17 protein-coding genes and 2 pseudogenes are annotated in these 22,401 nt (G+C 69.8%); 11 read left to right on the top strand and 8 right to left on the bottom strand.

Annotated elements, in window-relative coordinates; all coding sequences use genetic code 11:
* Positions 1-18 precede the first annotated feature (18 nt).
* Genes ABH915_RS03745 through ABH915_RS03735 form a run of 3 tightly spaced genes read right to left on the bottom strand, consistent with a single transcriptional unit; the run spans position 19 to position 3,681 of the window.
* Positions 19-1,101: an ABC transporter permease gene (locus ABH915_RS03745; protein WP_026539236.1), complete on the bottom strand. Its 1,083-nt coding sequence runs from the start codon at positions 1,099-1,101 to the stop codon at positions 19-21.
* Positions 1,094-2,140: an ABC transporter permease gene (locus tag ABH915_RS03740; protein ID WP_370117937.1), complete on the bottom strand. Its 1,047-nt coding sequence runs from the start codon at positions 2,138-2,140 to the stop codon at positions 1,094-1,096. Before ABH915_RS03740 ends, ABH915_RS03745 begins: the two co-directional genes overlap by 8 nt.
* Complete coding sequence (locus tag ABH915_RS03735; protein WP_370117934.1) at positions 2,137-3,681, bottom strand: sugar ABC transporter ATP-binding protein; 1,545 nt, start codon at positions 3,679-3,681, stop codon at positions 2,137-2,139. The genes ABH915_RS03740 and ABH915_RS03735 overlap by 4 nt, the downstream gene beginning before the upstream one ends.
* Before the next feature lie 257 nt (positions 3,682-3,938).
* Between ABH915_RS03735 and ABH915_RS03730 the strand changes: the two genes are divergently transcribed.
* From ABH915_RS03730 to ABH915_RS03695, 8 genes and pseudogenes are all read left to right on the top strand, one after another.
* Positions 3,939-4,949, top strand: a complete 1,011-nt coding sequence (locus ABH915_RS03730; protein WP_018774297.1) for a LacI family DNA-binding transcriptional regulator — start codon at positions 3,939-3,941, stop codon at positions 4,947-4,949.
* A gap of 25 nt (positions 4,950-4,974) precedes the next feature.
* Positions 4,975-5,574: an SRPBCC family protein gene (locus ABH915_RS03725; RefSeq protein WP_370117932.1), complete on the top strand. Its 600-nt coding sequence runs from the start codon at positions 4,975-4,977 to the stop codon at positions 5,572-5,574.
* A 158-nt stretch (positions 5,575-5,732) separates the two neighbouring features.
* The gene (locus tag ABH915_RS03720) at positions 5,733-5,978 is read left to right on the top strand and encodes a hypothetical protein (protein ID WP_026539239.1); all 246 of its coding nucleotides are present in this window, start codon (positions 5,733-5,735) and stop codon (positions 5,976-5,978) included.
* On the top strand, positions 5,965-6,099 hold the full coding sequence (locus ABH915_RS03715; RefSeq protein ID WP_275450882.1) for a hypothetical protein: 135 nt from the start codon (positions 5,965-5,967) through the stop codon (positions 6,097-6,099). The genes ABH915_RS03720 and ABH915_RS03715 overlap by 14 nt, the downstream gene beginning before the upstream one ends.
* Before the next feature lie 143 nt (positions 6,100-6,242).
* Positions 6,243-6,875, top strand: a complete 633-nt coding sequence (locus ABH915_RS03710) for a DUF4232 domain-containing protein (protein WP_370117927.1) — start codon at positions 6,243-6,245, stop codon at positions 6,873-6,875.
* 132 nt (positions 6,876-7,007) lie between these two features.
* Positions 7,008-7,667 (top strand): annotated as a pseudogene (locus ABH915_RS03705) (DEAD/DEAH box helicase); the annotation flags it as partial.
* Between the two features lie 169 nt (positions 7,668-7,836).
* Entirely contained in the window at positions 7,837-12,156 is a 4,320-nt protein-coding gene (locus ABH915_RS03700; protein ID WP_370117924.1) for a helicase-related protein, read from the top strand.
* On the top strand, positions 12,149-13,015 hold the full coding sequence (locus ABH915_RS03695; protein ID WP_370117922.1) for a DNA-formamidopyrimidine glycosylase family protein: 867 nt from the start codon (positions 12,149-12,151) through the stop codon (positions 13,013-13,015). The genes ABH915_RS03700 and ABH915_RS03695 overlap by 8 nt, the downstream gene beginning before the upstream one ends.
* Before the next feature lie 15 nt (positions 13,016-13,030).
* Here ABH915_RS03695 and ABH915_RS03690 read toward each other — a convergent pair whose 3' ends face one another.
* Positions 13,031-13,729 (bottom strand): YitT family protein, encoded by a 699-nt coding sequence (locus tag ABH915_RS03690; protein WP_370117919.1) that lies wholly within the window; start codon positions 13,727-13,729, stop codon positions 13,031-13,033.
* Between the two features lie 61 nt (positions 13,730-13,790).
* Here ABH915_RS03690 and ABH915_RS03685 point away from each other — a divergent pair, with 61 nt between their 5' ends.
* Positions 13,791-15,344, top strand: coding sequence for a PLP-dependent aminotransferase family protein (locus ABH915_RS03685; RefSeq protein ID WP_370117916.1), 1,554 nt, complete (start codon positions 13,791-13,793; stop codon positions 15,342-15,344).
* A 225-nt stretch (positions 15,345-15,569) separates the two neighbouring features.
* Here ABH915_RS03685 and ABH915_RS03680 read toward each other — a convergent pair whose 3' ends face one another.
* Together ABH915_RS03680 and ABH915_RS03675 are read right to left on the bottom strand one after the other, a co-directional pair.
* Positions 15,570-16,262 (bottom strand): SRPBCC domain-containing protein, encoded by a 693-nt coding sequence (locus ABH915_RS03680; protein WP_370117914.1) that lies wholly within the window; start codon positions 16,260-16,262, stop codon positions 15,570-15,572.
* Positions 16,255-17,004, bottom strand: a complete 750-nt coding sequence (locus tag ABH915_RS03675; protein ID WP_370117911.1) for a helix-turn-helix domain-containing protein — start codon at positions 17,002-17,004, stop codon at positions 16,255-16,257. The genes ABH915_RS03680 and ABH915_RS03675 overlap by 8 nt, the downstream gene beginning before the upstream one ends.
* Positions 17,005-17,388: 384 nt before the next feature.
* On the opposite strand from ABH915_RS03675, the gene ABH915_RS03670 reads away from it, so the two are divergent.
* Positions 17,389-18,339 (top strand): RluA family pseudouridine synthase, encoded by a 951-nt coding sequence (locus ABH915_RS03670; protein WP_370124925.1) that lies wholly within the window; start codon positions 17,389-17,391, stop codon positions 18,337-18,339.
* A gap of 27 nt (positions 18,340-18,366) precedes the next feature.
* Positions 18,367-19,002, top strand: coding sequence for a DedA family protein (locus ABH915_RS03665; protein ID WP_370117909.1), 636 nt, complete (start codon positions 18,367-18,369; stop codon positions 19,000-19,002).
* Between the two features lie 12 nt (positions 19,003-19,014).
* On the opposite strand, the gene ABH915_RS03660 is transcribed toward ABH915_RS03665, so the two are convergent.
* Both ABH915_RS03660 and ppc read right to left on the bottom strand, forming a co-directional pair.
* Positions 19,015-19,320 carry a hypothetical protein gene (locus ABH915_RS03660; protein ID WP_018774310.1) on the bottom strand — a complete coding sequence of 102 codons (306 nt, stop codon included), beginning with the start codon at positions 19,318-19,320 and terminating at the stop codon, positions 19,015-19,017.
* 136 nt (positions 19,321-19,456) lie between these two features.
* A pseudogene (gene ppc, locus ABH915_RS03655) lies at positions 19,457-22,271 on the bottom strand (phosphoenolpyruvate carboxylase).
* Positions 22,272-22,401: the final 130 nt, after the last annotated feature.

Raw genomic sequence — 22,401 nt, 5'->3', positions numbered from 1 at the left:
GGTGTTGGTGGGCAAATTTCAGGTGGCCTTGCGGGTGAAACTTCGGCGGACGCGACGGGTGTGCCGCCATTGCTTGATGGCGGAGCCGATGCTCGGCGCCACCACGGAGAGGATCAGCAGCAGGCCGGTCACCGTGATGAGGACGACGTCGGACACCCGGGCCAGGCGAAGGGCGTAGTTGAGCGTCCCGATCAGCAGGACGCCGGCGATGACGCCGGGGATGGAGCCCTTGCCGCCGAAGATCGACACGCCGCCGAGCAGGACGGCTGCGATGACGGCCAGTTCCAGGCCGGAGGCGTTGTCGCTGCGGGCGCTCGTGTAGCGCAGCGTCCAGTAGATGCCGGCCAGGGCCGAGACGGCGCCGGATCCGACGTAGAGCCAGAACTTGCTGCGGGCCACGTTGATCCCGACGAAGCTGGCGGCTTCCTTGCTGTAGCCCATCGCGTAGAGGCCGCGTCCGAACGGCGTGAGGTGCAGCAGCACGCCGAAGAAGACCATCACCACGACGACGCCGATCATCACCGTGGGGATGCCGGTGCCGCCGAGTTTGGAGGTGAAGAACGCGGTCAGCGCCTTCGGGAAGTTGGCCACGGCGTTGTCACCGATGATGACCAGGGCCAGGCCGCGGAACAGCGCCAGGGTGCCGATGGTCACGGCCAGGGAGGGCAGGCCCAAGACGGCAATCAGGAAGCCGTTGAACATGCCGGCGGTAATTCCGGCCAGCAGGCTGATCGCCAGGACCAACCAGATGTCCATCCCGCCGGCCCAGAGGACGCCCATCAGGGCGCTGGTCAGGCCGGCGGTGCTGGCCACGGACAGGTCGATTTCGCCCGTGATGATGATCAGCGTCATCGGCATGGCAATCAGCAGGACAGGGATGACGTCCAGGAGCAGGAAGCCGGTGGTGACCGGCGAGGCGAAGCGCGGGATGGCGATGGCCGCGTAGATCAGGAATGCAACCAGGGCGTAGATGGTGATCGCGTCCCGGCCGGTCAGGATCCGTGCGGCGCCGGTCCGGCCCTTCGGCTCGCTGGCCAGCGGCTTGGTGCTGTCGGCCACGGGAGCCGGCGCCGTGCTGGTGGTGGAGGTGGTTTCAGACATTGCGAGCCTCGCTAATCCGCAGTTTCTTGGCTGTGCGCAGGCTGGCCACGCGGTCGATGATGATGGCGGTGAGGATCAGCACGCCCACGATCGCCTGCTGCCAGAATTTGTCCACCCGCAGGGCGGTCAGGGAGCTGGTGATGGTGGTCAGGAGGACGGCGCCGAGGGCGGCCCCGGTCACCGATCCGCTGCCGCCGAAGATGGCCACGCCACCGACGACGGCGGCCGCCACGACAGTCAGTTCCATGCCGGTGCCGGTGGTGGCGCCCACGGAGTTGAAGCGGCTGGCGTAGAGCACGCCGGCCAGGCCTGCGAGCGCGCCGTTGGCCAGGAAGGCCAGGAACACGCGCTTGGAGACCTTGATGCCGAAGGCGGTGGCCGCGTCCGGGTCCGAGCCGATGGCGTACAGGTCACGGCCCGGGCGGGTGCCGGACATGTAGATGGCGACGGCGATCACAACGACGATGGCCAGCAGGGTGATCACGGGGAACCCCAGCACCGTGTTCACCGAGAGGGCGCCGAACTCCTCCGGGCGGTCGCCGGCGAAGAACTGCTTGCCGCCGGCCCAGGCGTTGTTCAGGCCGCGGAACACGTACAGCGTTCCGAGCGTGATGACCAGGGCAGGCACTTTGGCCAGGGTGACCAGGGCGCCGTTGAAGGCGCCCAGCAGTGCCCCGAATGTCATGCCGATCGCAAAGACGGCGATGATCGGCATGTCGGGCACGGCCGAGAAAAGGGAGCCGGTGCCGAAGGCGACCAGCCCCAGCATGGAGCCGACGGAGAGGTCGATGTTCCTGGTGATGATCAGCAGGGTCTGCCCCACCGCCAGAATCATGATGATGGTGGCGTTGAGCAGCAGGTCCTTCACGCCCTGGGCGGTGAGGAACAGCGGGTTGATCAGGTACGTGACGAGCACCAGAAGCGCCAGCGCGATCAGCACAGGGAGTTCGCGCATCCGCAGAACCGAGGCGACGGCGCTCCGGGCGCCGGCGGCGGGTGCCGGCGCCGGTGCGTTCTTGTGGTCCAGAGCTGAGCTCACAGGGTTCCTCCTGCGGAAGACGTGGCGGCGTGCATGACCGATTCGGGGTTCGCATCGGCGCGGTCGAGTTCGGCGGTGATCCGGCCTTCGCGCATGACCAGGACGCGGTCCGCCATGCCGAGGACCTCGGGCAGTTCGGAGGAGATCATCAGGATCGCGATCCCACGCCCGGCGAGGTCCGAAATGAGCCGGTGGACCTCGCTCTTGGTGCCGACGTCGATGCCGCGGGTGGGCTCGTCGATGATCAGCAGCCGGGGGTCCGTGGCCAGCCATTTCGCGAGCACCACTTTTTGCTGGTTGCCGCCGGAGAGTGTGGAGACGGCGTATTCCTGCGAGCCGGTCTTCACCTGGAGCCGTTTGCTCCACTCTTGGGCGGCGCGCCGCTCGGCCGCCCCGTTGATCAGCCCCGCCGTCGTGTACTTGTTGCGCAGCGTGAGCGTGACGTTCCGGGCCACGGACAGGTCCATCACCAGGCCCTGCTTGCGGCGGTCCTCCGGGACGAAGCCCATGCCGGCGGTGATGGCCACCTGGGGATTGCGCGGCTTGAGCGTGCGTCCGTCGAAGGTGATGGCGCCGGCGTCGTAGGGGTCGATTCCGAACACGGCGCGGGCCACCTCGGTGCGGCCGGCGCCGACGAGGCCGGCCAGGGCAACGATCTCCCCGGCGCGGACCTCGAAGCTGATATCGCGGAACACTCCGGCGCGGCTGAGACCGTCCACTTTCAGGACGACGCCGCCGATCTCGGCCGGGGTCTTGGGGAACAGGGCGCCAATGTCGCGGCCCACCATCTCGCGGACGATCTGGTCGACGGTGACGTCGGCCGTGCGGTGGGTGGAGATGTACCGGCCGTCCCTCATGACGGTAATGCGGTCGCACAGGTCAAAGACCTCGTCGAAACGGTGCGAAATAAAGAGGATGCCGGTCCCGCGGTCCCGGAGGCTCCGGGCCACGGAGAACAGCCGGTCCACCTCGACGCCGCTAAGGGCTGCCGTGGGCTCGTCCATCACCAGGACTTTGGCGTCCAGCGAAATGGCTTTGGCGATTTCAATGATCTGCTGGTCCGCGATGGACAGGCCCTCGGCGATGCGGGTCGGGTCGATCGGCACCCCAAGCCGCTCGAACAGCCTGTGCGCCTCCCTGACCATGGTCGCCTTGCTGATGAGCCCGAAGCGGCCCTTGGGCTGGCGGCCGATGAAAATGTTCTCCGCGACGCTCAGGTCCGGGAAGAGCGTCGGCTCTTGGTAGATGACGGAGATTCCGGCGTCCTTGCTCTCGGCAACGTTGCGGAACTGGACGGTGTGCCCAGCCACCTGGAAATCGCCGGAATCGGGGTGGTGCAGGCCGGCGAGGATTTTCACGAGCGTGGACTTGCCGGCGCCGTTCTCCCCGACCAGTGCGTGGATCTCGCCCGCCTCGATGTGGATGGTGCCGTCGGCCAAGGCGACCACCGGGCCAAAGGTCTTGGCTGCGTGGGAGAGCGAGAGAACCGGAACCTGCTCCCCCTCGGAGGGGCCGGACCGGGAACTGTGTGTCTGCTGCATAAAATTAACCGCACCTTTGGGGCTTAGTGAACTGTGCCTAGTGAACACGCAATGAATCGTTTCATAACGAGTTGTGATTTGAATCATAGGGTCTTCAAATCAACACGTCAACTGGCGCCAGGCGTTCCCGGCGCGGCTTTTGATTCGTTTCAATAAAAGGGTTCAAAACAGGCCCGAACGGGTATCCTGAGGACAGTAGTTTCGCCAACGGGCGCCCGCCCCACAGGCTGCGGCGCCCACTCCAGGAGCACAGGAAAATGGTTTCAGCGAGCGTCAAAGACGTCGCGGCACTGGCCGGCGTCTCGGTGGGGACGGTCTCCAACGTGCTGAACCGGCCGCAGAAAGTTTCCGCGGAAGTCACCCTCAGGGTCCAGTCCGCCATCGACAAGCTCGGCTTCGTCCGGAACGACGCCGCGCGCCAGTTGCGCGCGGGCATGAGCCACAGCATCGGCCTGGTGGTCCTGGACGCTGCCAACCCCTTCTTCTCGGATCTGGCCAGGGGCGCGGAGGACCGCGCCGCCGCGGAGAACTTCACCGTCCTCGTCGGCAACAGCAACGAGGACGAGGGCCGGGAATCGGCCTATCTGGATCTCTTCGAGCAGCAGCGCGTGCGGGGCGTGCTGCTGTCCCCGGTAGGCAATGTGATTCCCCGGCTGGAGCAGCTCCGGCGCCGGGGCATCCCGACGGTGCTCGTAGACCGGCAGACCGAGAACAAGAGCTTCTCCTCCGTGGCCGTGGATGACCTGGCGGGCGGGGAGATGGCTGCGGCCCACCTGTTGTCGCTGGGCCGGCGGCGGATCGCGTTCGTCGGCGGACCGGCCAGCATCCGGCAGGTCGCGGACCGTTTGGCAGGGGCGCGGAAGGCCATCGATGCCGTTGCGGGTGCAACCCTCGAGGTCATCGCCACCGAATCCCTGACCGTGCTTTCGGGCCGGGCGGCCGGCGAGTCCATCCGGTCCCGCCCGGAAGCCGAACGCCCGGATGCGATATTTGCGGCCAATGACCTCCTTGCCGTGGGTGCCCTGCAGGGGCTGATGCTCATGGGCGGCGTCAAAGTGCCGCAGGAGATTGCGCTGATCGGCTACGACGACATCGAGTTCGCCGCCGCCGCCGTCGTACCGCTGTCCTCGATCCGGCAGCCCAGCGCCCTCATCGGCTCCACCGCCCTGGAACTGCTGCTCCGGGAAGCGGAGTCCGAGGATGGCTTTGCACCCAGCCAGGTGGTCTTCCCGCCCGAATTGATAGTGAGGGCCTCCACGCAGGGTTGACAAGCAGGGCTGAAAGGAGGCCCCGATGGGCAGCACAGATTACGAGTTCCGGACCGTCTGGCGGGTGGCGGGTACGCCGGAGGAGGTCGCGGCCGCCCTGGGCGACGCCACCACCCTGCCCCTGTGGTGGCCGTCCGTGTACCTCAGCGCCGAGCCGGTGGCCGGCAGCCCCGAACCCCTGCCCGGCATTCCGCGCCCCACGCGCCTGCACACGAAAGGCTGGCTGCCCTATACGCTCCGCTGGACCCTGACGGTCAAGGAGCCAGTCACGCCCCGCGGCTTCGCCCTCACCGCGGCCGGCGACCTCAACGGCACCGGCCGCTGGAGCTTTGAAGCGGACGGACCGGAAACGGTCATCACCTACGACTGGCACGTCCGTGCCGCGAAGCCCCTGCTGCGGCGGCTGAGCTGGCTGCTGAAGCCGGCCTTCGCCGCTAACCACCGCTGGGCGATGGCCCGCGGCCAGGAGAGCCTCGCACTGGAGCTGCGCCGGCGCCGCGCGGCAGCGCGGAGCACCGCGGGGAGCGCGGCGGGGAGCACGGCGCCCGGGGCGCCGGCTGTTCCACCGCCGCCGCCGCCCACCTTTGCCTGGCTGACCCGGCGCGCAGCCCGCACAGATACGTAGCCGGCCGCCTAGCGTCCGGACGTCTGCCCGGGCCCTCCGCCCTTGGACTTGTGCACAACGGGACGGGGGTGTCTCATACAATTGACCATTGAGGCCAGAGGGCATTCCACGGTTAGCTAAGTCACATCCTCGTTTCCCGTGACCGTTCAGGACTCCTCATGACCTTGCAGAAAAACCGGCCTTCCGGCAGCACCACCCACTGGGACGACGTCGAGATCGGCGACGCCGTCCACCTCCACCGGGGCGGGCGCCTTGAGCACGCGGGCCTCGTCGACAACCGCACGCCCGACGGCGACGTCGTATGGGTGCTCTCCGACGGCGGGCACCGGCAGCTGTTCCACGTTGCCGACGGCTTCGAACTGAGCGTGGCAGACCCCGAAGGAGCCGGCCATGCTGGCAACTGACCGGCCGACGGCCCTGGCGCGGCAGCCGGAAATCCTGTCCGGCTCCGCGGCCGGGACGGACCCCTGGGCCGCTTCCTGCCCCGACGACTGCCACTACTGCTCGGGACCCGAGACCGACTAAGGCAGCGGCTCTCCGGCTCCGGGAAACAGCACGCAACGCAGTTGACCTCGGCCGACGCCCGGGAAATCACAATCCGGACATCATTCGGGCTCCGTCGCAGTGGCATCGTTGACTAAGGCAACGGCGGGCATAATGGTTGAGCCATGAGGTCTCAACGAATGAAGCATGCACTGGTTGTGACAACGGCTGCCGCGGTGGCCCTACTCCTCAGCGGTTGCGGGGGCAGCTCGACGCAGGTCCAGTCGGCCACGTCCCCGCCCAGCCCGTCTGCCACCGAAACAAGCCAGCCGCCCGCGACGTCTGACGCCGCGCCGGAATCCCCTGCGGCCGCCGCACCGTCCACCGCCAAGGGCGGTCCCGAGCTGTGCAAGGCCGCAAGCCTGACCGGCACCACCGACGCCACGGGCGGCGGCGCGGCCGGCAGCATTTACATGCAGCTGATCCTGACCAACTCCGGCACCGCACCGTGCCTGCTGAAGGGCTTCGCGGGCGTCTCCCTCACAGCAGGGGCCGACGGTGAGCCGATCGGCGCCGCCGCCACGCGCGACGATTCGGGCCCGGTCACCGACGTCACGCTTGCCCCGGGCAAGGCCGGCACTGCCACCTTGCGCTACACCCAGGCCGCCAACTACCCGGACTGCACCCAGACGCCGGCGGCAGGATTCCGGGTCTACCCGCCCAACGACACAGCGTCGCTGTTCATCCCGCAGCCACTGGACGCCTGCACCAACACGGAGATCAACCTGTTGACCGTCGGTGCCTTCCAGCCCAAGTAACGCCGGTCCCGGCGTCTCTGCTCGGGCGTCTGCGCGCCCGTCCGTCCCGGGGCACCCGGCCGCTACGGGACCCGCCGGGGCCGAGGATCGGGCCCGGCTAATAGTGTCGGCGGGGTAGGGCATGATGGAGGAATGAAGGGGCAGGAGCTGACCGGAGGCACACTCGCGGCCGACGCCATGGACCGGTTCAGCCGGCCGACCCGGGACTGGTTCCTGGGCGCTTTTTCCGCGCCCACCCCGGCCCAGAACGGCGCCTGGAATGCCATCTCCTCCGGTGCGCACGCCCTGGTCGTCGCACCTACGGGCTCCGGCAAGACGCTCGCCGCGTTCCTCTGGGCGCTGGACCGGCTGCTCGTCTCCGCCCCCGCAGAGCCCGAGGCCCTGCCCGGTCTGGACCCGGCGGCAAAGGGCGGGCGCCGGAAAACTGCCCAGGGCAAGGCGCCAAAGCGCAAGACGCGGGTGCTGTACATTTCCCCGCTCAAGGCTCTTGGCGTCGACGTCGAACGGAACCTCCGCGCGCCGCTGATCGGCATCACGCAGACCGCCAAACGCCTGGACCTGCCCGCCCCGCTCATTACCGTGGGCGTCCGGTCCGGGGACACGACGGCGTCCGACCGCCGCTCGCTGCTCAGCCACCCGCCCGATATCCTCATCACCACCCCGGAATCGCTCTTCCTGATGCTGACGTCCAAGGCCCGCGAGACGCTCAGCGAGGTGGACACGATCATTGTCGACGAGGTCCACGCCGTCGCCGGAACCAAGCGCGGCGCGCATCTGGCGGTGTCGCTGGAACGGCTGGACGCGCTGCTGCCCAAGCCCGCCCAGCGGATCGGGCTGTCGGCCACCGTGGAACCCCAAGGAGCTGGTGGCGCAGTTCCTCGCCGGTTCGGCGCCGGTGGAAATTGTCGCCCCACCGTCACGGAAGAACTGGGACCTGACCGTCTCCGTCCCGGTGGAGGACATGTCCGACCTCCAGGGTGCCGCCGGGGCCTTCGACTCCGGCCCGGCCTCCGGGCTGCAGCCGCAGGCCTCCATCTGGCCGCATGTGGAGGAAAAGATCGTGGACCTGGTGCTCGCCAACCAGTCCACCATCGTGTTCGCGAATTCCCGCCGTCTCGCCGAACGGCTCACCGCCCGGCTCAATGAGATCTACGCCGAACGCCAGCTCCTGGCAGCCGGCGGCGGCTGGACGGATTTTGGCGCCGGCGCCCCGGACTTCAACGCCGTGCCGTCCGGCGGCGTCGCAGTGCCATCCGGCGGTGCTGCCGCGCAGCCCACATCCACCGCCACACCGGCCCACATGATGGCCCAGGCCGGGAGCACCGCCGGCGCCGATCCCGTGCTGGCCCGCGCCCACCACGGCTCCGTGTCCAAGGACCAGCGGGCGCTGATCGAGGACGACCTGAAATCCGGGCGGCTGCGCTGCGTCGTGGCCACGTCCTCACTCGAGCTTGGCATCGACATGGGTGCCGTGGACCTGGTGGTGCAGGTCGAGTCGCCGCCCTCGGTGGCCAGCGGCCTGCAGCGGGTGGGCCGTGCCGGCCACCAGGTCGGCGAAATCTCCCAGGGCGTCCTGTTCCCGAAGCACCGGGCAGACCTCGTCCACACAGCCATCACCGTGGAGCGGATGCTCGCCGGCAAGATCGAACGGCTGAGCGTGCCGGCCAACCCGCTGGACATCCTGGCCCAGCAGACCGTCGCCGCCACCGCCCTGGGCGCCATCGACGTGGAGGACTGGTTCAGCACGGTCCGGCGGTCGGCGCCGTTCGCCTCGCTCCCCCGCTCCGCGTTCGAGGCCACCCTGGACCTCCTGGCCGGACGGTACCCCTCGGACGAATTCGCCGAACTGCGCCCCCGGGTCATCTGGGACCGGAACGCCGGGACCATCGAGGGCAGGCCCGGCGCGCAGCGGCTCGCCGTCACTTCCGGCGGCACCATCCCGGACCGCGGGCTGTTCGGCGTCTACATCATCGGCACCGAAGTCGAGGGCACCGGCGGTGGCGGCTCTTCCGGCGGTGCCAGTGCGGACGGCAGGGCAGCCAGCCCGGCCGCCGCCGCGGCCAAGGGCGGGCGCCGGGTGGGCGAACTCGACGAGGAAATGGTCTATGAATCCCGGGTTGGCGATGTCTTCGCCCTCGGCGCCACTAGCTGGAAGATCGAGGACATCACGCACGACCGTGTCCTGGTCTCGCCGGCGTTCGGCCAGCCCGGCAAGCTCCCCTTCTGGAAGGGCGACTCCCTGGGCCGGCCGGTGGACCTGGGCCGCGCCCTCGGCGCGTTCATGCGCGAACTGGCGGCGTCCGACGTCGGGCCGGCAACTGAGCGGTGCAAGGCCAGCGGACTGGACGACTACGCCGCGAACAACCTGATCCAGTACCTCGCCGAACAACGGCTCGCCACCGAGGTGGTCCCCAGCGACACCACCCTCGTGGTGGAGCGCTTCCACGACGAGCTCGGCGACTGGCGCGTGGTGCTGCACAGCCCCTTCGGCATGCCCGTGCACGCACCGTGGGCCCTGGCCGTGGGCCAGCGCCTGCAGCAGCGCTACGGGATGGACGGCTCGGCCATGGCCGCCGACGACGGCATCGTGCTGCGCGTGCCCATGATGGAGGATGAGCCGCCGGGCGCCGAGTTGTTCCTGTTTGACCCGGAGGAAATCGAGCAGATCGTGACGGCGGAGGTCGGCGGCAGCGCCTTGTTCGCCTCCCGGTTCCGCGAGTGCGCGGCCCGCGCGTTGCTGCTGCCCCGGCAGAATCCCGGCAAGCGGCAGCCCTTGTGGCAGCAGCGGCAGCGCTCGGCGCAGCTGCTGGATGTTGCCCGGAAGTACCCGACGTTCCCGATTGTCCTCGAGACGGTCCGCGAGTGCCTGCAGGATGTCTACGACCTGCCGGCGCTGAAGGACATCGCCGCGTCGGTGGAGCGCCGCGAGCTCAGGATCGTCCAGACCACCACCCAGCAGCCCTCCCCGTTCGCGAAGTCCCTGCTCTTCGGCTACGTGGCCCAGTTCCTCTACGAAGGCGACTCCCCGCTGGCGGAGCGCCGGGCCGCCGCCCTGGCCCTCGATTCCACCCTGCTCAATGAGCTCATGGGCCGCGTGGAGCTGCGCGAACTGCTGGACGTGAAGGTCATCGAGGCCACCGAGCGCGAACTGCAACGGCTGGCCCGCGACCGCCAGGTGCGCGGGCTGGAAGGCGTCGCGGACCTCCTGCGCCTCCTGGGTCCGCTCGCGCCGGACGAGGTCGCGGCCCGCCTGGAGCCGGTGGCGGGCCCGGCCCAGGCCAGCGAAACCGCCGAGACCGCCGGGACCATTGAGACCGCCCAAGGGAGCCTGCCTGTCGAAACCCCGGCGACGGAGGCCGACGCCGCCGCCCACCTCACCGCGCTGCAGCGGGCCAACCGGGCGATCAAGGTCAACATCGGCGGCATCGAACGGTTCGCGGCCGTCGAGGATGCCGCCCGGCTCCGGGATGCCCTCGGCGTACCGTTGCCCATGGGTGTGCCGCTGGCCTTCATCGAACCGGTCGCGGACCCGCTCGGCGACCTCGTCTCGCGCTACGCCCGCACACACGGGCCCTTCACCGCCGCCGAGGCCGCCGCGCGGCTGGGACTCGGCGTCGCCGTCGTCGGCACGGCACTGAAGCGGCTGGCCGCGGACGGCCGCGTGGTGGAAGGAGAGTTCCGCCCGCACGCTGCGCCACCGGCAGTCACGGCGGGCAGCACGGCAGCCGGCGTTGAAGAGGCCGGTGTTGAAGAATCCGGGGTTGAAGAGGCCGGCGTTGAGGCGTTCCAGCCCGCTGTTTTGCCTGTTGTTCTGCCTGTCGTTTTGCCTTCGGCCGCCGTGAGCGAATGGTGCGACGCCGAGGTCCTCCGCAAGCTGCGCCGCCGCTCGCTCGCCGCGCTCCGCGCCGAAGTCGAGCCGGTGGACGCGGCCGCGTACGGCCGGTTCCTACCCGCCTGGCAGAACGTGCGGACCCCGGGCGGCCGCGGGCAGTCCGCGCTCCGCGGCCTGGACGGCATCATCACGGCCATCGACCAGCTCTCCGGCGTGCCCATTCCGGCCTCGGCATGGGAGCCGCTTGTCCTGGCCAGCCGCGTCTCCAATTACCAGCCGGCCATGCTGGACGAGCTCATGGCCGCCGGCGAGGTCCTCTGGTCCGGTGCCGGCTCGCTGCCCGGCAACGACGGCTGGGTGAGCCTGCACCTCGCCGATTCGGCCGAACTGACGCTGAACCCGTCCATCGACTTCGAACCGGGCGACGCGCAGCGACGGCTCCTCGAGCACCTGCAGAACAACGGCGGCGGCTACTTCTTCCGGCAGCTGACCGAGGTTGCCGGTGGCATGGATTCGGTGCTGAGCGACCAGGATGTGGTGGCCGCGCTCTGGGATCTCGCCTGGGCGGGCCGGATTACCGGCGACACGTTTGCCCCCGTCAGGGCCCTGATCGCCGGCGGCCACACCGCGCACCGGCAGGTGGGGCGCGCCCCGCGGGCCCGCGCGCCGAGGCTCAGCCGGCTCGGACGGGCGCACGGCACCGGCCTGCTCGGATCACCGGGACTCACCGGCGGCCGGTATGGGTCCGTGACCGGCACCGCGCCCGCTCCCCCGCTCGCCGCGGGGCGCTGGTCCGCGCTGCCGGCCCCGGAGCTCGATCCCACCATCCACGCCCGGGCCACCGCGGAGCTGCTCCTGGACCGCTACGGCGTAGTCACCCGCGGCTCGGTCATGGCAGAAAACATCCTCGGCGGCTTCGGCCTCATGTACAAGGTCCTGGCCCGGCTCGAGGAAGCCGGACGCTGCCGCCGCGGCTACTTCATCGAACACCTCGGCGCGGCGCAGTTCGCCGTCCCGGCCACGGTGGACCGGCTGCGGTCCTACGTCGAGGACGCCGAGCTGCACAAAGCCGAGCCGGTGGCCCTGGCCCTCGCCGCCACCGACCCCGCCAACCCGTACGGCGCCGCGCTGCCGTGGCCTGCGCTCAACGTCGACGCCGGCACCGGCCACCGCCCGGGCCGGAAGGCCGGGGCCCTCGTGGTCCTCGTCGACGGCGCCCTGGCGCTGTACGTCGAGCGGGGCGGCAAGACCCTGCTCGCGTTCAGCGACGACCCCGAAATCCTGGCCGCGGCCGGTTCGGCCCTGGTGGGCGTGGTGACCCGCGGCGCGGTGGACAAACTGATCATGGAAAAGGTCAACGGCCACGGCATCCTGGACACCCCCGTGGCGGCCGCCCTCGCCCAGGCCGGAGCCTATTCCACTCCAAAGGGACTGAGGATCCGTGCCTGAGGGCGATTCGGTCTTCCGCGCCGCCGCCCAGCTGCACGCAGCACTGGCCGGGAAGGAACTGGTCTCGTCCGACTTCCGGGTCCCGCGCTTCGCCACCTTGAAGCTCGGCGGCTGGACCGTGGCCGAGGTGGTGCCCCGCGGCAAACACCTGCTGATGCGCGTCCAGGGCCCGACGCCGAGAGACCGGCTCACCATCCATTCGCACCTGAAGATGGAGGGCAGCTGGCAGGTCTACCCGCCGGGGGGCCGCTGGCGGAAGCCCGGCTTCACGGCCCGCTGCGTGCTGCGGACCGCCACGGCCGACGCCGTCGGGTTCTCCCTGGGCATCCTTGAGGTGGTCCGCACCGACCAGGAAGACACCATTGTGGGGCACCTCGGCCCGGACCTGCTGGGCCCGGACTGGGATGCTGCCGAGGCCGAACGCCGGCTGCTCGCGGCCCCGGACGTTCCGATCGGCGTGGCCCTGCTGGACCAGAGCAAGCTGGCGGGCATCGGAAACATCTACCGGTGCGAGGCCTGCTTCCTCGCGGGGGTCCATCCGGCGTCGCCCGTCTCGGCGGTGCAGGATCTGGCCGCCATCATCACCGACGCCCAGGTCCTGCTCTCCGCCAACCTCGGGCCGGGCCGCCGGACCACCGTGCTCAACGCGCGCGGCGTGCCGGTGGGCCGCACCGCCGGGCGGCCCGGTTACTGGGTTTACCGCCGCGAGCACCAGCCGTGCCTCAAATGCGGCACCCCGATCCGCCGCGGCGTCCTTGGCAAGGACAACGGCGCCGGCACCTTCACCGAGGAACGGGACATCTACTACTGCCCCACCTGCCAGCCCCTGCTCGGCCCGGGAACAGAAGGCGCCAGCTGACGGGGCCCGCTGGAATCAATCGGCCGGGCCGCTGGCTGCCGCCGCGGGGACGGCCGTCCGGGCAACGGCGGCTTCCGTTTCAGCACCGGCCGCTTCAGTTCCGGCCGCCTCAGTTCCGCACGCCGGGACGGGACGCGCTTCCGGAACGGTGAACCGGGGCAGCAGCAACTGCACCAGGGGGCCGATGGCCAGCGCGTAGAGCACCGTGCCCACACCGACCGAGCCGCCCAGCAGCCAGCCCGCGCCCAGGACAACCACTTCAATGCCGGTGCGGCAGACCCGGACCGGCCAGCCCGTCCGCCGGGCGAGGCCCGTCATGAGCCCGTCCCGTGCGCCCGGGCCCAGGCGGGCGCCGATGTAGCAGGCGGAGGCGACGCCGTTGAGCAGCACGGCACCGACGAGCAGGCCGATCTGGCCGCCAAGATGCGAAAACTGCGGAATCAGGGCCAGCCCGACGTCCGCGAAGACCCCCACCAGCACGGCGTTGCACAGGGTTCCAACGCCGGGCCACTGCCGGAGCGGGATCCACAGCAGCAGCACCAGGAAGCTGACCACAACCACCACCGTTCCGAGGCTGAGCCCGGTCCTGGCCGCCAGCCCCTGATGGAGCACGTCCCACGGCGCCGTGCCGAGGCTGGCACGGATGACCATGGCGAGGGAGATGCCGTACAGGGCGAGGCCGATCAGGAGCTGGAGGAGTCTGCGGGTCAACATGGTCTCCATCCTCCACGAAAACTGGCCTTGCAATCCATAGCCAGTTTGAAATACTGGCTCTATGTCCGTCTCACTGACTCCGGGGTCGCTGGCCCGCCTGCTGGGCGAGTGGAACGTCGGCGCCGCCCCCGCTTACCGCGAGCTGGCCGACGTCGTCCGCCTGCTCATCCTCGACGGCCGCGTCGGGCTCGACGTCGCCCTGCCGAGCGAGCGCTCGCTGGCGGCGGCTCTTGGCATCAGCCGCACCACGGTGACAGCGGCCTACGCCCTGCTGCGCGAGCAGGGTTTCCTCAGCAGCGGCCAGGGCAGCCGGAGCCGGAGCTGCATCCCGAGCCAGGGGCCCGGGCATGCCGGCGGCCACGACGGCGCCCTGCGGCTGAGCGGCGCGCCCGGACTGGCCGTGCCGGAGGGCATCCTGGACCTGGCCTACGCCTCCCTGCCCGCCAGCGGCGAAGTGGTGCACCGGGCCTTTGCCGCGGCCCTGACCGAATTGCCGGCCCTGCTGCCGGGCTTCGGCTACGACGCCCTGGGCGTGGGCCCGCTCCGGGAAGCCATAGCGGCCCGGTACACCGCCGCCGGGGTCCCGACAACGGCCGCACAGATCCTGGTCACCTCCGGCGCCCAGCATGCCCTGAACATTGTGCTCCGCACGTTGGCCGGGCGGTCCGGGACCAAGGTGCTGGTGGAACATCCGAGCTACCCGAATGCCCTCGACGCGATCCGGGCTGCGGGCTGCCGCCCGGTCCCGGTGGCCATGCCTGCCGCAACCGCCAGCGGCGCACGCCCCAGCGGCAGAAGCCAAGGCGGCAGAGTCCACAGCGCCCCTGCCCGCAGCGGCACGGGCGGCTGGGACCTCGAGGCCATGGAAACGGCGCTGCTGCAGCAGCGGCCCGCGATGGCCTACGTGGTCCCGGACTTCCACAACCCCACCGGCCGGCTGATGCCCGATTCCGAGCGGCGCCGGCTCGTGAAGGCGGCCGCCGCGTCGGGCACTGTGCTGGTGGCGGATGAGACGCTGCGGGAGTTGAACCTCGACGGCGCCGCATCGACCCCCATGGCCGCTTTCAGCCCGGCGGTGGTCTCCCTCGGGTCCCTCAGCAAGTCGCACTGGGCAGGGCTGCGCACCGGCTGGATCCGCGCCAGCGAGCCCCTCATCCAGCGCTTCGCCGCTGCCCGCACCACCCTGGACCTGGGCGGGCCGGTGGTGGAACAGCTCGCCGCGGCACATCTGGTCAATGCCATGACGGAGCCGCTCCCCGCCCGGCTGGCCGCGCTGCGCGAGAACCGGGACGCACTGGTGGAACTGATGCGGACGCACCTGCCGGGCTGGGAGCCCGAATGGCCCGACGGCGGCCTGTCCGTCTGGTGCCGACTCCCGGCGCCGATCAGCACGGCCCTGGCAGTAGTGGCCCCCGACGTCGGGATCCGCCTCGCCGCGGGGCCACGGTTCGGCGTCGGCGGCGCGTTTGAGCAGTACTTGAGGTTGCCATTCACCCTGCCCCCGGAGCAGCTGGAGACGGCCGTACTGGCATTGCGTGCGGCGCAGGACCGGCTGGAGGCCGCGCCGCAGCTTCGCCGCAACCTGTCGGCCCCGCCGGCCGCGGCCATCGCCTGAGACTGGGCGCCCGCGGGCCCGACCTGCGGCACGCATAGGCCCTGGCGACGCCCGTTGATTCCCGCGACGCGCATGTGCCCTGGCGACGCCCGTTGAATCCTGCGACGCGCAACGTTTCCTGCGACGCGCGTTGAATCCTGCGACACGCATAGGCCCTGGCGACGCCCGGTTTCGGGTGTCGCCAGGGCGCATGCGCGTCGCCAGATGGGATCCGCGTCGCAGGACCTAGGCGTAGACCTTCGCCAGGAAGCCGGACCAGGCCTGGGCCGTCGCCCCGGCGTCCCCGCTGCCGCTGAAGTCGTGCACGGTCATGCCCACCGGCGCGCCAAAGGCGTTGCGCCCGAAGAAGCGGTACATCGTGTCCGCAGTCCGCAGGCCGAGGAAGTTCTCGTTGGCGAAGTCGACCTCGCCGGCCAGCGGCCCGACGCCGTCGAGCTCCAGCTCCACCGTCTCCCCCTGGGCGGCAGCGTCGACGCCAAGGGCCCTCTTCAGCCGGTCGAAGCCGTCCGGGGTCTGCGACGCCGCGGGTGCCTGGATGTCCGTGAAGACCACGGACTTGCCGTCGAAGTACTTCAGGTACTGGCCCAGGGTGTGCAGGTAGAAGGCCGTGTGCTTGCTGGCGCCGTCGTACTGTTCATCCCAGTTGTCCGCGAAGATGCCGCTGTGCACATAGTGCAGCCGGGCCCGGCCGCCGTCGAGCGGTTCCAGGACGTGCTCCAGCTGGTTGAACCAGCCGTCCGGACCGTCCATCCGGGACACCAAGTGGGAGGGGTATTCGTCCACGGTCCTGACCGCCGGCCATTGGTCCGTGGGGAACATCCAGGCCGGGGTGTCCTTGGTGACGGCCTCCCATACCCGTTCCGGGGTGCCGGGCAGTTCGGTGTCGTAGACGATTTCAAATTTCCGTTGGTCAGTCATTGTCCTGCTCCTTGGCTTGTCGGTTTGTTTGTGGGTCTGTTTGTGGGTTTGCTTGTGGACTGGCTGTTTGTGGGTCTGCGTGCGCTTCCTTGCGTTGCGGCGCCTTCAGCGACGGGTGCAGCGCGACGACCAGCCGGTGCTTGCGTCCCTCCGGCCGGCGACCGTGCGGCGCCCCCGGCGAATCTGCCGGGGAACCAGCCGGAGTTGCCGGGAGGTCGCGTCCGCCGTCGTGGTACTTGTCCACGAGCCGGGTCACGGCGACGCCGAGCTCCTCGGCGAAGGCTGCCCGGTCCGCCGCTGAACGGAAGGTGATCTCGCCGTCGATGGCAAACGTGGCGAGTTTCTGCCTTGCCGCTGCCGCCCCGGCGATCAGCTGCCCCATCTCCTGGACCATGCGGGCGGCGAGCGCCAGCAGCCAGAAGGCGGAAAAACGGTCCGAGAACCGGTGCGGGTCCGGCGCCACCGAGGCCAGCGCCGCCGGCGAAATCAGATACGACGCCGCCGTCGCCTGCAGGATGCGTTCGGTCATGTTGCCGCGCCGCCGCTCCTCGACGAGCTCGACGAGCCCATGCCGCTCAAGTGCTTTGAGGTGGTAGTTCACCTTCTGCCGCGGCAGGCCCACCTTCGCGGCGAGCTGCGTTGCGGAGCCGGGCTCGGCCAACTCGCGCAGGATCCGCGTCCGGATAGGATCCAGCGAGGCCTCAGCTGCGGCCGGATCCTCAATCACTCCGATGTCCAACATGCTTCAAGTTTGCCCGCCGACAATTTTATTTGTCAAGAACTTTTTTCTCGTCGGCTCTCTGGGTGGCGGGTGGGTGAGGCCTCGCGAGTTCGCCGGAAGCCTCCGAATTCGCCGGACGTTTCCGGCGACCTGGCACGCGTCCGGCGAACTGGGCCGCGATGTGCGGGGAGCGAGGTGCGGGGCGGGCGCAGGGCAGGGGTGGGGCGGGGCGGGGCGTGGGCAGGGGTGCCGCCTCGCGAGTTCGCCGGAAGCCACCGAACTCGCCGGACCTTTCCGGCGATCTGGCACGCGTCCGGCGACCTGGAGCTCGCGAGGGCGCGGGGGCGCGGGGGGACGGGCTCGGGGGCGGGGCGGAAGAGGCCGGGCCCGTAGAATGGTCGGGTGATGCAATCCCCCCTTCCCGTGCGCGACGGCGTCAACGCGACGCGCCTGCGCCTGCCGGACGAGGGCCCCTGGGAAACCGCACTGGACTACATGATGCACCGCTGGGGTCACATTGATCCGCAGGGCATCGAGGACCGGTTCGACGCCGGCGAGATCGTCGGCGAGGCGGGGATCGCCCTGGACCGCAGCACGCCGATGCAGGACCACACGTTCATCTGGTACTACCGCACCCTGCCGCCGGAGACCCGGATCCCGGTGGAGCTGGACATCCTGCACCAGGACGATCACCTGCTGGTGGTGGACAAGCCGCACTTCCTGCCCACCACCCCCGGCGGGACGTACATCCAGGAATCGGCCCTGGTCCGGCTCCGGAACCAGCTCGGCCTCCCGGACCTGATCCCCATGCATCGCCTGGACCGCATGACCGCCGGCATCCTGCTGCTCTCCACGAACCCCGAAACCCGGGGCAAGTACCAGGTGCTCTTCGAAAAGCGCCAGGTCCAGAAGGAATATGAGTGCGTGTCCGCCGCGGTGCCCGCACCGGGCCATCCCGCGGTGGACTTCCCCGTGGTGGTGCGGAACCGGATGACCAAGTCCCGCAGCTACCTGCTGGCCGAGGTGGTCGACGGCGAACCCAACGCGGAAACCCGGATCGAGCGGCTGCACACCTTCGACGGTTCCGGCGCGCCCGGCGTCGACGGCGGCCCCCACCGCCGCGCGCTGTACCGGCTGGAGCCGCACTCCGGGAAGACCCACCAGCTCCGCGTGCACATGGCCTCACTGGGCCTCGGGATCGTCAACGATGCGTTCTACCCGGAGCTGCTGGACAAGGCCCCGGACAACTACGCCAAGCCGCTGCAGCTCCTGGCCCGCGGGATCCGCTTCGTGGACCCCATCTCCGGGAGCCCGGTGGAATACCGCAGCAGGCTGGAACTCAGCGAGGCACGCTAGCAGCTGGAAGTGCGGTACCTTGTGCCCATGGACTTCGGAAATGCGGACAGCTGGGGCGCCGCGATCTATTTCTGGATCTTCCCCTTCGTGATCGGCGATGCGATTTTCCCGCCCGTCCCCTCGGAAATGCTGGTCATCACCGGCGGCGCACTGTCCGCGGAGGGCCGCATCAACGGTTTCCTCGTCGTGCTCCTCGCCGCCGCGTCCTCCTGGCTTGGTGACCTTCTCGTATTCCAGCTCTTCAAGCGCCGGCTGAGCCACGTGCTCGACCGCTGGAAATGGGGTCTGGGGTTCCACGCGGCCGTGCACGCGGCGATCGCGAAGGCCGGCCGGTCCTCCACCTACGGTGCGATCATCGGCCTCCGCTTCATCCCCGGCGGGCGGCTGGCCACGACGGCCGCGGCAGGCATCGCCAACGTCTCGACCCGCGGGTTCAGCCTCTGCGCGGCCCTCGGCGGCCTGCTCTGGGCAGTCTGGTCCGTGGCATTGGGCTATTTCATGGGCTCCGCCACCGGGCTGCCGTTCTGGGCGAGCTCCCTGATCGGCGTCGGCGTCGGGCTGTTGGTCGGTGCGGTCGTGGGCGTGATCGTGACGCGGCGCCGGGGCAGCCCCTCCCCCGTGGAGTCCGCCGCGGTCGACCCGGACGAGGAACTGGACTTCTAGACGCCCGACTTCTTATACAGGCGCCCAGCGGCCGCGGCTGCGGCGCAGCACGGTGAGCGCACCGGTGAGCGCAACGCGTTCGACGGCGTCGCGCATCATGGCTGCCGACTCCAGCGCCTGGCTGTTTTCGGCGCTGTAGGCGGTGGCATCGACCAGGAAGCGCAGGTTCAGCTGGGGTACGCCCCCGGCGAGCTCCAGCTGGTGCGACTCGACGTGGTGCCGCGTCCCGAGCGCCTCGATGGCCGCGGCCATGACGGCTTCAGGAGCGGTCCCCGGCTTGAGCCCGGTGATCTTCAGTCTGGTCTGGAACGACGGCATGGAACAACCCTAGCCGCCGCCACACCCTCCCGTTGCGCTATCATTCTTGGCTGCCAAAAGGCCGAAATGGCCGCCACAGATGATAGGGCAACGGAGGGGTGGGCAGAGGCTGGGCGCGCGGGAGCCAGGGCGCAGGTTACCCCGTGTTGCGCAGCCCGGCGGCGACTCCGTTGACCGTGATCAGCATGGCGCGCTGGAGCCGTTCGTCGATCTCGGCCCCGGTCATGCCCTCCGCGGCCTCGGCCCGGACGCGGCGCAGCAGTTCCACCTGCAGGTAGCTGATCGGGTCGAGGTACTGGTCCCGGATCTCGAGGGAGCGCTTCAGGGTGGGCTGGGCATCGAGGATCACGTGCTCGCCGGTGAGGTTCTGGATTTCCTCGACGGTGAGCTCGTATTCGGCCCGGATGGCGCGGAACAGGTGGTGCAGTTCCGCCGGCACCAGGGTGGAGACGTAGTAGCCGGCAATGTCCATGTCCGTCTTCGCCAGGGTCATCTCAACGTTGGAAAGCACCGAGCGGAAGAAGTGCCAGCCCTCGATCATCTCCTTGAGCTGGGCCGAGTTGCCGGCCTCGCGCGCGGCTTTGAGGCCGGAGCCCACACCGAACCAGCCCGGCACGATCTGCCGCGACTGCGTCCAGCCGAACACCCACGGGATGGCCCGCAGGCCCTCGAGGCCGGCGCCCGAATCGGGCCGCTTGGACGGGCGGGACCCGATGTTCAGGGACCCCAGCTGCTCCACCGGGGTGGAAGCCATGAAGTAGGCGGGCAGGTCGGGGTCATCAATCAGGGTGCGGTAGCGCGCAAACGCGGCGTCGGAGACGGTTTCCATGACGTGGCCGTAGCGCACCCGCTGGTCCTCCGAGGTGCGCGGCGTGCGGTGCAGGGCCGAGCCCTGCAGCACCGCGGCCAGGGAGAGTTCGAGGTTTTCCCGGGCCAGCTCCGGCAGGGAGTACTTGTCCGAGATGACCTCGCCCTGCTCGGTGAACTTGATCTCGCCCTCGAGCACGCCGTTGGGCTGGGCCATGATGGCATCGTAGGTCGGCCCGCCGCCGCGGCCCACCGAGCCGCCGCGGCCGTGGAAGAGGCGCACGCGGACGCCGTGCTTGGCGGCCACGTCGCGGAGCTTGCGCTGGGTCTTGTAGATTTCCCACTGGCTCGTCATGACGCCGGATTCCTTGTTGGAGTCCGAGTAGCCGAGCATGATCTCCTGCACGTCGCCGCGGAGCCGGACGAGTTCGCGGTAGGACGCATCAGAGAGCAGCCGGTCCACGATCTCGGCCGAGGCGCGGAGCTCGTCCACGGTCTCCAGCAGCGGTGCGAAGCCGATCTTGGCGTAGGGCGCCTCGCCGAAGAGGCTGACCAGGCCGGCCTCGCGGGCCAGCACGGCCGCGGCCAGGACGTCGTCCGCGCCCGCGGGTCATGGAGATGATGTAGGTCTCGATCACGTCGGGACCGTAGGTGCGCAGGGCCCGCCGGATCTCCCGGAAGACGTCGTAGGTGCCGTCGGCGACGCCGTCGAGCTTGATCGGGTGGCCGGAGAGCGGGCGCCGGGACGCGAGTTCGGAGCCCAGCACCTCGAGCCGCTCGGCGCGGCTGAGTTCCGCGTACCGGACACCGGGCCCGCCTAGGCGGTCCATGAGCTGCCCGACGGCGTCGTGGTGGTGGTCGGCATGCTCGCGGATGTCGAGGGTGGCCAGGTGCAGGCCGAAGGAGGCGATGGCGCGGCGGACCCGGGACAGGGCGCCGTCGGCGGCGAGGGCCGCGTGGTGGTTCCGCAGCGACCGTTCCAGCAGGCCGAGCTCGGCGAGGAGCTCCGCGGTGGCGGTGTAGTCGCGGCCGGGCTCGTGCGCGGATCCGGCCGCGACCCGGCGGCCGGTGTTGATCAGCTTGGCCTTGATGCAGGTGAGTTTGAGCCGGTAGGGCTCCTGCGCGTTCAGCTCGAGGACGCGGCGGTCCAGGCCAGGCAGGTTCCCCAGGTCGACGTCGATCGAGTCCAGGAGCTCCTGGTCGGCCCCCGCCAGCGCGGTCGAGTTCGACAGGATGGAGATGAGCCCGTCGATCAGGCCGATGCTGATCCGTACGGCGTGCTGGTTCTGGATCTGGAGGATTTCGCGGGTGACGGCGGCCGTGACGTTGGGGTTGCCGTCCCGGTCCCCGCCGATCCAGGAGCCGAAGCGGATCGGGGCTTTCTGCGGCGGCAGCGTGACGCCGTGCTCGGCGAGCAGCTCGGAGAGGTCCGAAAGCATTTCCGGCATGGCGTCGCTGAGGATCCCGGTGAGGTAATAGATGGCGTTCCGGGCCTCGTCCACGGGGGTGGGCCTGACCTGGCGCAGCTCGTCCGTCTGCCACATCTGGTCGATCACTTCGGACAGGTGGCGGTCCTGGCGGCGGCGGGCGGACGTGCCCTCGCCCGTGGACTCCGACAGGATGTCCGAGAGCCGGCGGATCTTATCCAGCACGGACCGGCGAGAGGCCTCGGTGGGGTGCGCGGTGAAGATGGGCCGGACGTCGAGCTCGTTGACGACTTCCTGCAGCACGGAGTTGCCGGCCTGGTCCGCGATCTCCTCCACGGCTTTGGCGAGCCAGCCGTCCTTCTCCTGCCGGGTGCGCAGCCCGCGGACCCGGTGGACCTGCTCGGCGGCGTTCGCCAGGTGGAAGTAGAACGCAAAGGCGCGGACCAGGTCGGTGGCCTGCTCCAGCGGCAGGGAACCGAGCAGTTCGCGGACCTGGGCGACGACGTCGTACGAGCTCCAGGGCCCGGTGGCGTCGGCGCCGCCGCGGGCGGCTTCCTTGGATTCCTTGGTCAGCAGGCGCACCTGCTCCACCAGGTCCAGGAGTTCGGGGCCGTGCTGGCGGACCAGGGATTCGCCGAGGAGGGTGGAGACCCGGCGGACATCGGCCCGGAGTTCGGCGGCAAGATCGGTGTCGGAATGCATTGCAGTGTCAGCCATGGAAACTATCTTTCGAGGGTTCGACGTGGCTCGTACACTGCGCTGGATACTGTGAGCCTGATTACTTCTTCCCATGGGATGTTACCCGCAGGCACTCCCGGCCGGAATTCCGTCTCAGATAGTGTCGGGC

It is taken from the genome of Arthrobacter sp. MW3 TE3886 (genome assembly GCF_041262145.1).
In the GTDB taxonomy this organism is placed as follows: Bacteria; Actinomycetota; Actinomycetes; order Actinomycetales; family Micrococcaceae; genus Arthrobacter.
The sequence above is the reverse complement of the archived record's forward strand: the minus strand, read 5'-3'. Positions and strand labels throughout refer to the sequence as shown.

Excerpts from the sequence above, each read along its gene's own strand:
- ABH915_RS03745 (WP_026539236.1), bottom strand. The coding sequence starts at position 1,101 with ATGTCTGAAACCACCTCCACCACCAGCACGGCGCCGGCTCCCGTGGCC.
- ABH915_RS03735 (WP_370117934.1), bottom strand. The coding sequence starts at position 3,681 with ATGCAGCAGACACACAGTTCCCGGTCCGGCCCCTCCGAGGGGGAGCAG.
- ABH915_RS03730 (WP_018774297.1), top strand. The coding sequence starts at position 3,939 with ATGGTTTCAGCGAGCGTCAAAGACGTCGCGGCACTGGCCGGCGTCTCG.
- ABH915_RS03725 (WP_370117932.1), top strand. The coding sequence starts at position 4,975 with ATGGGCAGCACAGATTACGAGTTCCGGACCGTCTGGCGGGTGGCGGGT.
- ABH915_RS03720 (WP_026539239.1), top strand. The coding sequence starts at position 5,733 with ATGACCTTGCAGAAAAACCGGCCTTCCGGCAGCACCACCCACTGGGAC.
- ABH915_RS03715 (WP_275450882.1), top strand. The coding sequence starts at position 5,965 with ATGCTGGCAACTGACCGGCCGACGGCCCTGGCGCGGCAGCCGGAAATC.
- ABH915_RS03710 (WP_370117927.1), top strand. The coding sequence starts at position 6,243 with ATGAGGTCTCAACGAATGAAGCATGCACTGGTTGTGACAACGGCTGCC.
- ABH915_RS03700 (WP_370117924.1), top strand. The coding sequence starts at position 7,837 with ATGTCCGACCTCCAGGGTGCCGCCGGGGCCTTCGACTCCGGCCCGGCC.
- ABH915_RS03690 (WP_370117919.1), bottom strand. The coding sequence starts at position 13,729 with ATGTTGACCCGCAGACTCCTCCAGCTCCTGATCGGCCTCGCCCTGTAC.
- ABH915_RS03685 (WP_370117916.1), top strand. The coding sequence starts at position 13,791 with ATGTCCGTCTCACTGACTCCGGGGTCGCTGGCCCGCCTGCTGGGCGAG.
- ABH915_RS03680 (WP_370117914.1), bottom strand. The coding sequence starts at position 16,262 with ATGACTGACCAACGGAAATTTGAAATCGTCTACGACACCGAACTGCCC.
- ABH915_RS03675 (WP_370117911.1), bottom strand. The coding sequence starts at position 17,004 with ATGTTGGACATCGGAGTGATTGAGGATCCGGCCGCAGCTGAGGCCTCG.
- ABH915_RS03670 (WP_370124925.1), top strand. The coding sequence starts at position 17,389 with ATGCAATCCCCCCTTCCCGTGCGCGACGGCGTCAACGCGACGCGCCTG.
- ABH915_RS03665 (WP_370117909.1), top strand. The coding sequence starts at position 18,367 with ATGGACTTCGGAAATGCGGACAGCTGGGGCGCCGCGATCTATTTCTGG.
- ABH915_RS03660 (WP_018774310.1), bottom strand. The coding sequence starts at position 19,320 with ATGCCGTCGTTCCAGACCAGACTGAAGATCACCGGGCTCAAGCCGGGG.